Origin of the sequence: Streptomyces avidinii, assembly GCF_045161815.1 — a bacterium.
Lineage (GTDB): Bacteria > Actinomycetota > Actinomycetes > Streptomycetales > Streptomycetaceae > Streptomyces > Streptomyces avidinii.
Window position 1 is genome coordinate 4,593,630 of the sequence record NZ_CP108863.1, and the last position, 13,679, is coordinate 4,607,308.

The 13,679-nt window shown below is 69.9% G+C and carries 14 protein-coding genes; 7 read left to right on the plus strand and 7 right to left on the minus strand.

Annotated features, from left to right (window positions below):
- The first annotated feature begins 69 nt into the window (after window positions 1-69).
- Window positions 70-1,530: a glycosyltransferase family 87 protein gene (locus tag OG373_RS20490; protein ID WP_405439554.1), complete on the plus strand. Its 1,461-nt coding sequence runs from the start codon at window positions 70-72 to the stop codon at window positions 1,528-1,530.
- Window positions 1,531-1,540: 10 nt separating this feature from the next.
- Here the strand turns inward: OG373_RS20490 and OG373_RS20495 are convergent, their stop codons facing one another.
- From OG373_RS20495 to OG373_RS20505, 3 genes are all read right to left on the minus strand, one after another.
- Window positions 1,541-2,572 (minus strand): alanine racemase, encoded by a 1,032-nt coding sequence (locus OG373_RS20495; protein WP_405439556.1) that lies wholly within the window; start codon window positions 2,570-2,572, stop codon window positions 1,541-1,543.
- 79 nt (window positions 2,573-2,651) lie between these two features.
- Window positions 2,652-3,770, minus strand: a complete 1,119-nt coding sequence (locus OG373_RS20500) for a peptidoglycan bridge formation glycyltransferase FemA/FemB family protein (RefSeq protein ID WP_030383942.1) — start codon at window positions 3,768-3,770, stop codon at window positions 2,652-2,654.
- Window positions 3,771-3,912: 142 nt separating this feature from the next.
- Window positions 3,913-4,215 (minus strand): hypothetical protein, encoded by a 303-nt coding sequence (locus tag OG373_RS20505; protein WP_361765415.1) that lies wholly within the window; start codon window positions 4,213-4,215, stop codon window positions 3,913-3,915.
- Window positions 4,216-4,465: 250 nt separating this feature from the next.
- Between OG373_RS20505 and rpsF the strand changes: the two genes are divergently transcribed.
- The 4 genes from rpsF (at window position 4,466) to rplI (ending at window position 6,170) form a co-directional block, all read left to right on the plus strand.
- Window positions 4,466-4,756: a 30S ribosomal protein S6 gene (rpsF, locus tag OG373_RS20510; RefSeq protein ID WP_004950685.1), complete on the plus strand. Its 291-nt coding sequence runs from the start codon at window positions 4,466-4,468 to the stop codon at window positions 4,754-4,756.
- A 72-nt stretch (window positions 4,757-4,828) separates the two neighbouring features.
- Window positions 4,829-5,425, plus strand: coding sequence for a single-stranded DNA-binding protein (locus tag OG373_RS20515; protein ID WP_053167464.1), 597 nt, complete (start codon window positions 4,829-4,831; stop codon window positions 5,423-5,425).
- A gap of 43 nt (window positions 5,426-5,468) precedes the next feature.
- A complete protein-coding gene (gene rpsR / locus OG373_RS20520; RefSeq protein ID WP_005315025.1) occupies window positions 5,469-5,705 on the plus strand; it encodes a 30S ribosomal protein S18 in 237 nt (78 codons plus the stop codon).
- 18 nt (window positions 5,706-5,723) lie between these two features.
- The gene (rplI, locus tag OG373_RS20525; RefSeq protein ID WP_405439559.1) at window positions 5,724-6,170 is read left to right on the plus strand and encodes a 50S ribosomal protein L9; all 447 of its coding nucleotides are present in this window, start codon (window positions 5,724-5,726) and stop codon (window positions 6,168-6,170) included.
- Between the two features lie 137 nt (window positions 6,171-6,307).
- Here rplI and OG373_RS20530 read toward each other — a convergent pair whose 3' ends face one another.
- Window positions 6,308-7,645, minus strand: coding sequence for an MATE family efflux transporter (locus OG373_RS20530; protein ID WP_405439560.1), 1,338 nt, complete (start codon window positions 7,643-7,645; stop codon window positions 6,308-6,310).
- A gap of 451 nt (window positions 7,646-8,096) precedes the next feature.
- On the opposite strand from OG373_RS20530, the gene dnaB reads away from it, so the two are divergent.
- Together dnaB and OG373_RS20540 are read left to right on the plus strand one after the other, a co-directional pair.
- Window positions 8,097-9,563: a replicative DNA helicase gene (gene dnaB, locus OG373_RS20535; protein WP_030755420.1), complete on the plus strand. Its 1,467-nt coding sequence runs from the start codon at window positions 8,097-8,099 to the stop codon at window positions 9,561-9,563.
- Between the two features lie 9 nt (window positions 9,564-9,572).
- The gene (locus OG373_RS20540) at window positions 9,573-10,958 is read left to right on the plus strand and encodes a serine hydrolase domain-containing protein (protein ID WP_405439562.1); all 1,386 of its coding nucleotides are present in this window, start codon (window positions 9,573-9,575) and stop codon (window positions 10,956-10,958) included.
- A 14-nt stretch (window positions 10,959-10,972) separates the two neighbouring features.
- Here the strand turns inward: OG373_RS20540 and OG373_RS20545 are convergent, their stop codons facing one another.
- The 3 genes from OG373_RS20545 to OG373_RS20555 are packed head-to-tail and all read right to left on the minus strand — an operon-like array spanning window position 10,973 to window position 13,588.
- Window positions 10,973-12,142 carry a winged helix DNA-binding domain-containing protein gene (locus tag OG373_RS20545; protein ID WP_405439563.1) on the minus strand — a complete coding sequence of 390 codons (1,170 nt, stop codon included), beginning with the start codon at window positions 12,140-12,142 and terminating at the stop codon, window positions 10,973-10,975.
- 57 nt (window positions 12,143-12,199) lie between these two features.
- Window positions 12,200-12,652, minus strand: coding sequence for a GNAT family N-acetyltransferase (locus OG373_RS20550; RefSeq protein WP_405444132.1), 453 nt, complete (start codon window positions 12,650-12,652; stop codon window positions 12,200-12,202).
- A 24-nt stretch (window positions 12,653-12,676) separates the two neighbouring features.
- On the minus strand, window positions 12,677-13,588 hold the full coding sequence (locus OG373_RS20555; protein WP_405439565.1) for a GNAT family N-acetyltransferase: 912 nt from the start codon (window positions 13,586-13,588) through the stop codon (window positions 12,677-12,679).
- Between the last annotated feature and the right edge of the window lie 91 nt (window positions 13,589-13,679).

Genomic DNA, 13,679 nt, shown 5'->3' on the forward strand with positions numbered 1-13,679 from the left:
GGAAGGCCGTCGCACCCTCCGTGCGACGGCCTTCCCCCATGTCCGGCCCGGTACGGCAGGATGAGCCCCATGACCAAGGTGCACGAGGACCGCCCCGTACTGCCCACGCAGCAGGACGAGGTCGCCGCAGCCGGGAGTGAGCTCATCGGCGGCCCCCTGGGCCGCTACGCCAGGCTCGGCGGCCACTGGCTGGGCCCGGTCCGCGTCGTGGCCCTCATCGCCATCGGCATGTTCGCGCTCGGCATGGTCCAGAAGCTGCCCTGCTACGACTGGGCGTGGTTCCGGGGAGCCGGCTCCCAGTACACCCACGCCTGCTACTCCGACATCCCGCACCTGTACGCGGTCCGCGGGTTCGCCGACAACCTGACCCCCTACTTCGACCGGCTGCCCGGCGACATGGAGTACCTGGAGTACCCGGTCCTCACCGGGCTCTTCATGGAGATCGCCTCCTGGCTGACCCCCGGCAGCGGCTCCATGCAGCACCGCGAGCAGATGTACTGGATGGTCAATGCCGGCATGCTGATGGCCTGCGCGGCCGTCATCGCCGTCTGCGTCGCCCGCACCCACCGCAGCCGCCCCTGGGACGCCCTGCTCTTCGCCCTGGCGCCCGCCTTCGCCCTGACGGCGACGATCAACTGGGACCTGCTGGCCATCGCCCTGACCGCCGCAGGGATGCTCATGTGGGCCCGCGGCAGGACTCTCCTCTTCGGCGTCCTCATCGGGCTCGCCACCGCCGCCAAGCTCTACCCGGTGCTGCTCCTCGGAGCGCTGTTCGTGCTCTGCTGGCGGGCCGGGAAGTGGCGCGCCTTCGGCGCCGCCGTGCTCGGCGCGGTCGGGGCCTGGCTCGTGGTGAACCTGCCCGTCATGCTCTTCGCCTGGGACGGCTGGAAGAAGTTCTACACCTTCAGCCAGGAACGGCCGATCGACTTCGGCTCGGTGTGGCTGCTGATCTCCCAGCGCTCGGGCAACCCCCTGGACGGCGCCAACACGTACGCGACCGGGCTGACGCTCCTGCTCTGCGGGGCTGTCGGACTGCTCACCCTGACCGCCCCGCGGCGCCCCCGGTTCGCACAGCTGGCCTTCCTCGTCGTCGCCGTCTTCATCCTCTGCAACAAGGTCTACTCGCCGCAGTACGTGCTGTGGCTCATTCCGCTCGCCGCACTGGCCCGGCCGCGCTGGCGGGACTTCCTGATCTGGCAGGCGGGCGAGGTCGTCTACTTCCTCGGGATCTGGTTCTACCTGGCCTACACGTCCAGCGGTGACAAGCACCAGGGTCTGCCCGTGGAGGGCTACCAGCTGGCGATCGCCGCCCACCTGCTGACCACCCTGTACCTGTGCGCGGTCATCGTCCGGGACATCCTGATGCCCGAGCGGGACGTCGTACGGCGGGACGGCGCGGACGACCCCTCCGGCGGCGTCCTGGACGAGGCCGACGACGTGTTCGTGCTGTCGGACGCGGCGAGGGCGCCGCGGTACGCGACGCCCTCGGAGGAACAGCGGGTCGCCTGGGGCACGAGCTCCCAGGACTGACCGGTCGGACTCAGGCGTCGAGCACCCGGTCGAACTGCGTGGTGGTGTGGCGCAGGTGGGCCACCAGCTCGTCGCCGACCTTCGGCTCGGGCGCGTCCGACGGCACGAACAGGATCGACACCTGCATGTGCGGCGGCTCCGCGAACCAGCGCTGCTTGCCCGCCCACACGAAGGGCGAAAGGTTCCGGTTGACCGTGGCCAGACCGGCCCGGGCGACACCCTTGGCGCGCGGCATCACACCGTGGAGCGCCTTGGGGGCCTCCAGTCCCACGCCGTGCGAGGTACCGCCGGCGACCACGACCAGCCAGCCGTCGGAGGCGGCCTTCTGCTGGCGGTAGCCGAACCGGTCGCCCTTGGCCACGCGCGTGACGTCGAGGACCGCGCCGCGGTACTCGGTGGCCTCGTGGTCGCCCAGCCACAGCCGGGTGCCGATGCGCGCCCGGAAGCGGGTCTGCGGGAACTGCTGCTGCAGCCGGGCGAGTTCCTCGGCCCGCAGGTGGCTGACGAACATGGTGTGCAGCGGCAGCCGGGCCGCGCGCAGCCGGTCCATCCAGCCGATGACCTCCTCGACGGCGTCCGAGCCGTCCGGGCGGTCCAGCGGCAGGTGCAGGGCGAAGCCCTCCAGGCGGACGTCCTCGATCGCGGCGTGCAGCTGGCCGAGGTCCTGCTCGGAGATTCCGTGGCGGCGCATCGAACTCATGCACTCGATGACCACCCGGGCCCCCACCAGACCCCGCACCCCGTCCAGCGAGGCGACCGAGCGGATGACCCGGTCGGGCAGCGGCACCGGGTCCTCGCCCCGCCGGAACGGGGTGAGGACGAGCAGGTCGCCGCCGAACCAGTCCTTGATGCTGGCGGCCTCGTACGTCGTGCCCACGGCCAGGATGTCGGCGCCCATGCGGGTCGCCTCCTCGCAGAGCCGCTCGTGGCCGAAGCCGTAGCCGTTGCCCTTGCAGACCGGGATCAGTCCGGGGAATCGGTCCTGGATCTGCTTCTGGTGCGCACGCCAGCGCGCGGTGTCGACGTAGAGCGTGAGCGCCATGCCCGTCCGGAACCTCTCCTGAGAAGCTGCGTGGTGCAGCGGTGCTGTCTGTCTGTGTGTGGGGCGGGGTGCTGCCGGATCAGCGACGCGACATGTAGATGTCGAGGGCCTTGTGCAGCACCTTGTTGAGCGGGAAGTCCCACTCGCCGACGTACTCCACGGCCTCGCCGCCGGTACCGACCTTGAACTGGATCAGACCGAACAAGTGGTCGTTCTCGTCCAGCGTGTCAGAGATGCCGCGCAGGTCGTAGACGCTTGCGCCGAGGGCGTACGAGTCGCGCAGCATGCGCCACTGCATCGCGTTCGAGGGGCGGACCTCGCGCTTGTGGTTGGCCGAGGCGCCGTACGAGTACCAGACGTGCTGGCCGACGGTGAGCATCGTGGCGGCGGCCAGCGGCTCTCCCTCGTGCGTGGCGATGTAGAGGCGCATCCGGTTGGGGTCCTCGGAGTTGAGGGCCGTCCACTGGCGCTGGAAATAGCTGAGCGGACGCGGGCGGAACTTGTCGCGTTCGGCCGTGATCTCGTACAGGTGCTGCCAGGTCGGCAGGTCGTCGTAGCCGCCCTGGACGACCTCGACGCCGGCCTTCTCGGCCTTCTTGATGTTGCGGCGCCACAGCTGGTTGAAGCCCTTGAGGACATCGTCCAGGGAGCGGTTGGCCAGCGGTACCTGGAAGACGTAGCGGGGCTGGACGTCACCGAAGCCGGCGCCGCCGTCCTCGGCCTGCTGCCAGCCCATGCGGCGCAGCTTGTCCGACACCTCGAAAGCGCGGGGCTCGATGACGGAGGCCTCCACGTCGCGCAGGCGCTTCACGTTCGGGTCCTGGATGCCGGCCTTGATGGCGGTCGAGTTCCAGCGGCGGATGACGACGGGCGGGCCCATCTTCACGGTGAAGGCGCCCTGCTGCTTGAGGTGGGCCAGCATCGGCTGGAGCCACTCCTCCAGGTTCGGGGCGTACCAGTTGATGACCGGGCCCTCGGGCAGGTATGCGAGGTACCGCTTCACCTTGGGCAGTTGCCGGTACAACACGAGGGCCGCTCCGACGAGTTCGTCGGACTCGTTGAACCATCCGAGGTTCTCGGAACGCCACTCGTTCTTCACGTCGGCCCACGCCGGGACCTGGCAGTGGCTCGCCGAGGGCAGGCTCTGGAGGTAACCCAGATGCTGCTCTCGGCTGATGGTCCTCAGGGACAGGCTCATGCGGGGCGTCTCCTCCGGCGGCTTCGCTGGCTATGGCGCGAAGCCTACTGCGACAAGGGCGCCACCCTTCTGGGGGACGGGCCGAGGGCCCGGGCCGGTGCACGGCCGGCGCCCTGCCGCGGAGGTGTCCCGCTCGGCCCGGTCAGCCCCCGAAGAGGCCGCCGTGGAACATGCCGAGGTAGAAGCCGATGGCAGACGCACCAAGGCCGAGGATCAGCGCGAAGCGCTCGCGTGTCGTGACGGAGACGAACTGTCCGTACGCGCCGGTCAGGATTCCGATCAGCCCTGCCCACGAGCTGATCAGGTGCAGGTTGTGGAAGAAGGCCGTGACGAACGCCACGGCGCCGAGGGTCAGAGTGACCGCCATCAGGGTGTCCTGCAGCGGGTGGGGCTTGCCGTCGGTGGAGAGCAGGGAGATCTGAGGGGGCCGCATTGCCTGTGCCATCGGAAGGCACCTCCTGGCTGAAGCTGGCGGTGCTGCGGGCTGCCTCCGGCAAGGGGCCGAGGGCATAGCACCGAGCACACCCGATGGATACAGATTGTGGCCCTCTCCCGCCGGATTTCAACCGGAAGGACGTGAGCAGGTAGTCTGTACAGCTGCGCGGTGTCTGCTCTGCGGACGCCGTGCTTACGCATCACGACCCTCCTGCCACGGAACGACCGTGGCCGCTGAGTCCAAAGGAGGTGGGTTCCACATGCGTCACTACGAAGTGATGGTCATCCTCGACCCCGATCTCGAGGAGCGCGCTGTCTCCCCGCTGATCGAGAACTTCCTTTCTGTCGTCCGTGAGGGCAACGGAAAGGTCGAGAAGGTCGACACCTGGGGCCGTCGTCGTCTCGCTTACGAGATCAAGAAGAAGCCCGAGGGCATCTACTCGGTCATCGACCTTCAGGCCGAGCCTGCGGTCGTCAAGGAGCTTGACCGACAGATGAACCTGAACGAGTCGGTTCTCCGGACCAAGGTCCTTCGCCCCGAGACCCACTGAACTTCGGTTCAGCGGTAATCGGGATCGAGTAGCACAGCAGCCCAGCAGCAATCCCCGCCGAGAGGTTCATCCATGGCAGGCGAGACCGTCATCACGGTCGTCGGCAATCTCGTCGACGACCCCGAGCTGCGCTTCACCCCCTCGGGTGCGGCGGTCGCGAAGTTCCGTGTCGCGTCCACCCCCCGCACCTTCGACCGTCAGACCAATGAGTGGAAGGACGGCGAGAGCCTGTTCCTGACCTGCTCGGTGTGGCGGCAGGCGGCGGAGAACGTCGCCGAGTCCCTTCAGCGAGGCATGCGCGTCATCGTGCAGGGCCGGCTGAGGCAGCGGTCGTACGAGGACCGTGAGGGTGTCAAGCGCACGGTCTACGAGCTGGACGTCGAGGAAGTCGGCCCCAGCCTGAAGAACGCCACGGCCAAGGTCACCAAGACCACCGGTCGCGGTGGCCAGGGTGGATACGGCGGCGGCGGTCAGCAGCAGGGCGGCGGCGGTGGCAACTGGGGCGGAGCCCCCGGTGGCCAGCCGCAGCAGGGCGGCGGAGCTCCCTCCGACGACCCGTGGGCGTCCAGCGCGCCGGCCGGTGGCCAGCAGCAGGGCGGCGGCGGGGGCGGTTGGGGCGGAAGCTCCGGCGGCTCCGGCGGTGGCTACTCGGACGAGCCGCCCTTCTAGGGCAGCTCGCATCCCCACTTCTTGATCACACAGGAGAGACACAATGGCGAAGCCGCCTGTGCGCAAGCCTAAGAAGAAGGTCTGCGCATTCTGCAAGGACAAGACCGCGTACGTGGACTACAAGGACACGAACATGCTGCGGAAGTTCATTTCCGACCGTGGCAAGATCCGTGCCCGCCGCGTTACCGGCAACTGCACGCAACACCAGCGTGACGTCGCCACGGCCGTCAAGAACAGCCGTGAGATGGCGCTGCTGCCCTACACGTCCACCGCGCGATAAGGAAAGGGTGACCGACTAATGAAGATCATCCTGACCCACGAGGTTTCTGGCCTCGGTGCCGCCGGCGATGTCGTCGACGTCAAGGACGGTTACGCTCGCAACTACCTGGTCCCGCGTGGTTTCGCGATCCGCTGGACCAAGGGTGGCGAGAAGGACGTGGCGCAGATCCGCCGCGCCCGCAAGATCCACGAGATCTCGACCATCGAGCAGGCCAACGAGGTCAAGGCCAAGCTCGAGGGTGTGAAGGTCCGTCTGGCCACCCGCGCGGGTGACGCCGGTCGTCTCTTCGGTTCCGTGACCCCGGCCGACATCGCCACGGCGATCGAGTCCTCGGGCGGCCCGAAGGTCGACAAGCGTCGCGTCGAGCTCGGCTCCCCGATCAAGACCCTCGGTTCGTACCAGGTCTCCGTGCGTCTGCACGCCGACGTGGCCGCGAACGTGGGCATCGAGGTCGTCGCCGCCTAAGGGCTGCGCACGAAGGGCCGCACCCCACCGGGGTGCGGCCCTTCGTCGTTGTCGGCGGTGTTTCACGTGAAACACCGGGACCGGCTCCTGGATGTTTCACGTGAAACACAACCTGGACCACGCCCCGCCCGGACGCCCTAGCGGGTGGCCCCCGTGACCAGCCAGTGTCCCGAGCCGGCGCGCAGTCGGAGGGTGACCATCCGGACCACCATCATCAGCGTCATGGCCCACCAGAGCGCCGTCAGGCCGCCGCCGAGTACCGGCACGAGCAGTGCGGCCGGGGCGAACACGGCAAGCGTCAGGAGCATTGCCCGGGCCAGGTAGCGACCGTCCCCCGCACCCATGAGGACGCCGTCGAGCACGAAGACGATGCCGGCGACGGGCTGGGAGAGGGCCACGACCAGCAGACCGGGGAGCAACGCCGCCTCGACCGCCGGATCGCTGGTGAACAGCGGGATGAACACCGGGCGGGCCAGGACGACCAGCAGCCCGAGTACGACGCCCGTGGCGATTCCCCACTGCACCATGCGGCGGCAGACCGCCTTGGCACCCTCGGTATCGGCCGCACCGAGGTAGCGGCCGATGATCGCCTGTCCGGCGATCGCGATGGCGTCCAGCGCGAAGGCGAGCAGGCTCCACAGCGAGAGCAGGATCTGATGGGCGGCGATGTCGGCGTCGCCGAGCCGGGCGGCCACGGCGGTCGCGATCAGCAGGATGGCGCGCAGCGAAAGGGTGCGCACCAGCAGGGGCGCGCCGGCCTGGGCGCAGGCCCGGATCCCCGCGGCGTCGGGGCGCAGCGAGGCACCGTGCCGCCGGGCTCCTCGTACGACCACGAACAGGTAGGCGGCGGCCATGGCGCACTGGGCGAGGACCGTGCCCCAGGCGGATCCGGCGATCCCGAGGCCCGCCCCGTAGACGAGGGCGACGTTCAGGCCCGCGTTGAGGGCGAAGCCGCCGATGGCAACGTAGAGCGGCGTACGGGTGTCCTGGAGGCCGCGGATGACTCCCGTGGCGGCCAGCACCATGAGCATGGCCGGAATGCCGAGGGCGGAGATCCGCAGATAGGTCAGCGCGTAGGGCGCGACGGTGTCGGACGCCCCGAAGAGCGATATCAGCGAGGGGGCCGCGGGCAGCACCACGGCGACGACCGCCGTGCCCAGCAGAAGGGCGAGCCAGATGCCGTCGATCCCCTGCCGGATGGCCCCCTGGAGATCTCCCGCGCCGACGCGGCGGGAAACGGCCGCGGTGGTGGCGTAGGCGAGGAAGACGAAGACGCTCACCGCGGTGGTGAGCACCGCGGCGGCGATGCCGAGGCCGGCCAGCTGGGGGGTGCCGAGGTGCCCCACGATGGCACTGTCGGCCATCACGAAGAGGGGCTCGGCGACGAGGGCACCGAAGGCGGGGAGGGCGAGCGTGAAGATCTCTCGGTCGTGCCGTCCCGGCCCCGCCTTGGGTGCTGCGAGGGCCTGTGTCATGCGCTCAATCTAATCTTCCACAGGTAATGGATGCAACCACTCTTGGATCCTTACGTGCGCGCTGACCGGGGCGTTCTGCGCACCTCGTTGGAGGCGATCTCGAGACAGTGGCCAAGAATTTTTTCCACTACTGTCCCGGGAGAAGGAAAGCGCAGGTCAGATGGGTGCAGAAGGGCCGCGGGTGATTTTGTCCACAGCGTCGTCCCCCGGTCCGTGCACAGCTTCCGGCGACTTACCCACAGCATTGGCGCCGTCATCCACATGTCATCCACACACCCTGTGGATAACAAGATTGGCTGACGCCGCTCCCGGGCCTACCGTGGTTCGTTGCCCGACTCGCCGACGGCGGATTCGGGTGCCCCATATGTCAGAGCCGTGTCGTAGAAAGAGTGACACGGCGAGGTCCGCGTTGCGGACGGGAGGAGGCGGCCCGGTGAGCATGCCCGAGCCCATGGACGACCCCTGGGCCGACAGCGGTCCGGGTGACCGTCTGCCCGCCCGTTCGCGCCGTAACAGCGAAGGCCGCGGCCGCGGGGACGAACAGCACGACCGGGGCCGCGAGGGCGGCTCCTGGGACTCCGGCGGGGGTGGCGGCTTCGAGCGCGTCCCTCCTCAGGACCTCGACGCCGAGCAGTCGGTGCTCGGCGGCATGCTGCTCTCGAAGGACGCCATCGCGGACGTCGTCGAGGTCCTCAAGGGCCACGACTTCTACCGGCCCTCGCACGAGACGATCTACCAGGCCATCCTCGACCTGTATGCCAAGGGCGAACCGGCCGACCCGATCACCGTCGGCGCCGAGCTGACCCGGCGCGGCGAGATCAGCAAGGTGGGCGGGGCCTCGTACCTGCACACCCTGGTCCAGTCCGTGCCGACCGCGGCCAACGCCGAGTACTACGCGGAGATCGTCCACGAGCGGGCCGTCCTGCGCCGCCTGGTCGCGGCCGGTACGAAGATCACGCAGATGGGCTACGCGGCCGACGGTGATGTCGACGAGATCGTCAACAGCGCCCAGGCCGAGATCTACGCCGTCACCGAGCAGCGGACCTCCGAGGACTACCTGCCGCTCGGCGACATCATGGAGGGCGCCCTCGACGAGATCGAGGCGATCGGCTCCCGCAGCGGCCAGATGTCGGGCGTTCCCACCGGCTTCACCGACCTGGACTCGCTGACCAACGGTCTGCACCCGGGCCAGATGATCGTCATCGCCGCCCGTCCCGCCATGGGTAAGTCCACGCTCGCCCTGGACTTCGCCCGGGCCTGCTCCATCAAGAGCAACCTGCCGAGCGTGATCTTCTCCCTCGAAATGGGGCGCAACGAGATCGCCATGCGCCTGCTCTCGGCGGAGGCCCGGGTGGCGCTCCACCACATGCGCTCGGGCACGATGACGGACGACGACTGGACCCGGCTGGCCCGCCGGATGCCGGACGTCTCGGCCGCGCCGCTCTACATCGACGACTCCCCCAACCTGTCGATGATGGAGATCCGGGCCAAGTGCCGTCGGCTCAAGCAGCGCAACGACCTTTCGCTCGTGGTCATCGACTACCTCCAGCTGATGCAGTCGGGCGGCTCGCGCCGCCCCGAGAGCCGTCAGCAGGAAGTCTCGGACATGTCGCGAAACCTCAAGCTGCTGGCGAAGGAGCTGGAGGTGCCCGTGATCGCGCTCTCCCAGCTGAACCGTGGTCCGGAGCAGCGCACCGACAAGAAGCCCATGGTCTCCGACCTGCGTGAATCGGGCTCGATCGAGCAGGACGCGGACATGGTGATCCTGCTGCACCGCGAGGACGCGTACGAGAAGGAGTCTCCCCGCGCCGGTGAGGCGGACCTGATCGTTGCGAAGCACCGTAACGGCCCCACAGCCACGATCACGGTGGCCTTCCAGGGCCACTATTCACGCTTCGTGGACATGGCCAACACGTAGCATCCGATCATGGATGAGCTTGCTGAGGACCTGGAACTTCTCCCTTCCACACGACGCGCACTGCGGCACAGGATCGCCGTCGCGCAGAGCGAAGGGCGGGCGCCGTCCGTGGTGGCGGCCGTCCTGCGCGGCGGTGAGGTGGTCTGGGAGGGCTCCCGGACCTCGGTCGAGGGGCACGGTCCGGACGGCGACGTCCAGTACCGGATCGGGTCGATCACCAAGACGTTCACGGCGGTCCTCGTGATGAGGCTGCGGGACGAGGGCCTGCTCTCGCTCACGGACCCCCTGGAGAAGCACCTGCCGGGCACCGGTGCCGGCCGGGTGACCATCGCCCAACTGCTTTCCCACACAGGGGGGTTGGCGGCAGAGACGCCCGGCGAGTGGTGGGAGCGCACCCCCGGTGAGCAGCGGCCCCAACTGGCCGACGTGCTGGGGGAGGAGCCGTTCAGGCTCACGCCGGGCAGCAGGCACCACTACTCCAACCCCGGTTACACCCTGCTGGGTTCGCTGGTCGAGGCGGTACGCGGAAGGCCCTGGGAAGAGGCGCTGCGGGCCGAGGTGCTGGAACCCCTGGGGCTGGAGCGTACGAGCGGGCTGCCGCAGGCCCCGCACGCGGGCGGCTGGGCGGTTCATCCCTGGGCGGACGTGATGATGCCCGAGCCGCTGGAGGACCTGGGGATCATGGCCGCGGCCGGCCGTCTGTGGTCCACGACGCGGGACCTGGCGCGGTTCGCCGACTTCCTCCTGCGGGGTGACGAGCGGGTCCTGTGCGCCGAGTCCGTACGGGAGATGCGCACGGCGGCCGCTCCCCCGGAGCCCGGCCTCGCCGAGATGGGCTACGGGCTGGGCATGCAGCTGATGGCCATCGGCACCCGCAGGCTCGTGGGGCACAGCGGATCGCTGCCCGGCTTCGTCGCGGGCCTGTGGCTGAGCGAGGGCGACGACGTGGCGGCCGTTGTGCTGGCGAACTGCACCTCGGGGCTGCCGGCCTCGGCGGTGGCCGCGGATCTCGTGGGCATCGTGGCGGATGCCGAGCCGCGCTTCCCGCGGCCCTGGCGGCCGTTCCTGGAGTCGGACCAGGTGCCGCTGGAGGTGTGCGGCCCCTGGTACTGGGGCACTTCGGCCCAGGTGGTGCGCCTCGGGGCGGACGGACTGCTGGAACTGGGCCCGGTGGGCGGGACCGGGCGCACGGCTCGCTTCCGGGCCGAGCCGGACGGCACCTGGACCGGGCTCTCCGGCTACTACGCCGGTGAGACGCTCCGCGCGGTGCGCCGTGAGGACGGCTCGGTGAGCCATCTCGACCTGGCGTCCTTCGTGTTCACCCGGGAGCCCTACGATGCCGACGCCCCGGTGCCCGGCGGGGTGGACCCGCAGGGCTGGCGGGGCATCGGCTGACGGCCCGGGCGGGTTCAGGCGACGAGTTCACGCTCCAGCGGGGTGCGGAAGCGCGGGGTGATCCGGGCGGCGCCGACCCATACGGCAAGCCGGGCGGCCTCGGCGGTGATCGCCCGTTCGGCGGCGCGGCCGGGGGCGGCCAGCAGCCGCCAGACGATTTCGCCGTCGGGGCGCTGTGCCCAGCCGCCGACGATCTCGCCGTTCCACCACACGGTGGGGCCGATGTTGCCGGCGTAGTCGAACAGGGCACTGCGGTGGGCGGGGTCGAGGTGGAAGCCGCGGTCGGCCCAGCCCATGGCGGTGGGGTCGAGGCCGGGCAGCAGGGCGGCCCAGGGCTCGGGGGCGGGTTCGGGTGCGGTGTCCCCGGGGCTGACGAGGGCGGTGGTGCCGTCCTCGAGGCGGACCTGGTCGGGTCCCACGGCGGCGAGGGCCTTGCGGGCGTCCGTGAGGGTCCAGCCGGTCCACCATTTGAGGTCGGCCTCGGTGGCGGGTCCGTAGGCGCGGAGCCAGCGGCGGGCGATCTCCGCACGGGACTCGGCGACGGGCAGGGCGGGCCAGGGCTCGGTGTGGACCCAGCGGTACTGACTGGAGGTCCAGGAGCCGCGCGGTCGGTCGCGGCGGATCCGGCCGTCGGCGGCGAGCAGCCGGATGACCCGGGTCGCGACCCCCTGCTCGGCCTCGTACCTCTTGCCGCGACCGATGGTGATCTTCTGCCGCAGGGCGGGTACGGCCGCGGACAACTGGCTCCCGGTGGAGGGCCCGTGGGAGTCGAGGGCGTCGAGTGCGGCGGTCTCGGCCCGGGCCAGCCACGCGGCGTCGAGCCCCTGTCCGTCCTCGTCGAGGTGCTTGAGGAGGGTACGGCGTTCCTTCACGGCGATCGCGCGGGCGGTGGAGGAGTCCACGTGCGGGGCGAGTTCGGCGGAGACGGCGAAGAGCGTGTTGCGCATGCTGAGCAGGCGCACCAGGCTTACGTCCTCGTAGAGCGCCCGCTCGATCAGGTCCGGGCCGCCTTCGGTGAGCCGGGCCCGGGCCGAGAGGAAGACCGTCGCGGCATCCGTGGCGTGCAGGGCGACGACGGAGTCCGCAGCCTCCGCCACTGTCGATGCGCGGGCCGACGGAGCGAGGCGGTGGCGTCGGCCGAGCCGGTGGCGTCGCTCGGCGGTGGTGACGAGAGGGAGACTCATCCTCCCGATCGTAGGCCGGGCCGCCGACACGGCGGCCCGGCTTGCCAGAACGGCCGGTCAGAGCTGGAGCTTGAACCCGACGTGCGAGGCGGTGAACCCGAGCCGTTCGTAGAAGCGGTGGGCGTCGGTCCGGGTCACGTCCGAAGTCAGCTGCACGAGCGAGCAGTTCTCGCTACGGGACTTCTCGACGGCCCATTCGATGAACCGGGTGCCCAGGCCGCTGCCGCGCTCCTCGGCGTGTACGCGGACGCCCTCGATGATGGAGCGGGTGGCTCCCTTCCGGGAGAGTCCCGGGACGATCGTCAGCTGGAGGGTGCCCACGACACGGTCGGCGCGGACGGCGACGACCAGGTGCTGGTTCGGATCGTCGGTGAGGCGCTTCAGGGCCGCGAGGTACGGGGCGAGGTCGTCCGGGGACTCGCGGGTGGCGCCGAGCGGGTCGTCGGCCAGCATGGCGACGATTGCGGGCACATCGGCCGCGGTGGCGGGCCGGATCGTCAGCTCGGGAATGTCGGTCACGATCGCGTGCTCCTCTCAGCCCGCGGCCACGGTGAGCGGTGCCCAACGGCGGGTCCAGTCGCCGGGCAGGCCGGGGATGTCCCGGGTCATGACGGTGTTGAAGGCCACGGAGGCCAGTCCGCGGTCCTTGAGCCAGGCGAGGAGTTCCTCGTGCCGTACGTCGACGTCGGTGCGCAGCACCCGGTCAGTGCCCCGGGCGAGCGCGGTGACCAGGGACTGGGCGGTCGCAGTGTCCTGGGCGATCAGTGGGCCGATGACCTGGGTGTCCAGATTGGGCCAGGCCGCCGCATAGCCGGTGAGCTCGCTGTTTCCGGAGGTGTCCTCGGCGACGACCAGACGGTCGGCGAAGGCCGGGAGCCTGGTGATCATGTGCGTACGGTCGCTGCCGAAGATCTCCGCGTCCAGACGCAGGATGCGGGGGAGGTCCTCGGCATTGGCCGGCCGGACCCGGACGGTGCCGTACGCGCCGGGGGTGTCCTCGTGCCGGAAGGCCCCCATCAACATCTCGGCGCGTCCGGTCGTCTCGAAGCCGAGTTCCTCGTAGAGGGGGCGACCGTACGGGGTGGCGTGCAGGGTGAGGGGGACACCCTTGAGTACGTCGTTGCAGACGTGGGTCATCAGACGGCGACCCAGGCCCTGGCGGGCGAAGCGGTCGGCCACGAGGACCATCCCGATGGCGGCGAGCTCCGGTCCGGCATGCGTGGTGCCGTACCGGGTGACGACACAGGAGGCCGCGAGCCCCCTGCCGTCCGGGGCGTCGACGCCGTAGCCGGTTCCGGCGGCGAGGAGCAGACGCCACTTGTGGTCCTCGCGGAGCCATCCGCGATCTTCGGACAGGTCGGCGCAGCAGTGGAGATCGTCCACGGTCAGCGCCCGGATCGGTAGATCGGTGATGTGTGGTGGTGTCACCGGCCCAGACTGGATCATGGACCGGGAGTCGTCCAGAGGATTTGGAGTGGATGTTCCGGCCGATGTTTCACGTGAAACATCGGATGCGCCGCCTCAGGCCGCCGGACGC

Excerpts from the sequence above, each read along its gene's own strand:
- OG373_RS20490 (WP_405439554.1), top strand. The coding sequence starts at position 70 with ATGACCAAGGTGCACGAGGACCGCCCCGTACTGCCCACGCAGCAGGAC.
- OG373_RS20495 (WP_405439556.1), bottom strand. The coding sequence starts at position 2,572 with ATGGCGCTCACGCTCTACGTCGACACCGCGCGCTGGCGTGCGCACCAG.
- OG373_RS20500 (WP_030383942.1), bottom strand. The coding sequence starts at position 3,770 with ATGAGCCTGTCCCTGAGGACCATCAGCCGAGAGCAGCATCTGGGTTAC.
- OG373_RS20505 (WP_361765415.1), bottom strand. The coding sequence starts at position 4,215 with ATGGCACAGGCAATGCGGCCCCCTCAGATCTCCCTGCTCTCCACCGAC.
- rpsF (WP_004950685.1), top strand. The coding sequence starts at position 4,466 with ATGCGTCACTACGAAGTGATGGTCATCCTCGACCCCGATCTCGAGGAG.
- OG373_RS20515 (WP_053167464.1), top strand. The coding sequence starts at position 4,829 with ATGGCAGGCGAGACCGTCATCACGGTCGTCGGCAATCTCGTCGACGAC.
- rpsR (WP_005315025.1), top strand. The coding sequence starts at position 5,469 with ATGGCGAAGCCGCCTGTGCGCAAGCCTAAGAAGAAGGTCTGCGCATTC.
- rplI (WP_405439559.1), top strand. The coding sequence starts at position 5,724 with ATGAAGATCATCCTGACCCACGAGGTTTCTGGCCTCGGTGCCGCCGGC.
- OG373_RS20530 (WP_405439560.1), bottom strand. The coding sequence starts at position 7,645 with ATGACACAGGCCCTCGCAGCACCCAAGGCGGGGCCGGGACGGCACGAC.
- dnaB (WP_030755420.1), top strand. The coding sequence starts at position 8,097 with ATGGACGACCCCTGGGCCGACAGCGGTCCGGGTGACCGTCTGCCCGCC.
- OG373_RS20540 (WP_405439562.1), top strand. The coding sequence starts at position 9,573 with ATGGATGAGCTTGCTGAGGACCTGGAACTTCTCCCTTCCACACGACGC.
- OG373_RS20545 (WP_405439563.1), bottom strand. The coding sequence starts at position 12,142 with ATGAGTCTCCCTCTCGTCACCACCGCCGAGCGACGCCACCGGCTCGGC.
- OG373_RS20555 (WP_405439565.1), bottom strand. The coding sequence starts at position 13,588 with ATGATCCAGTCTGGGCCGGTGACACCACCACACATCACCGATCTACCG.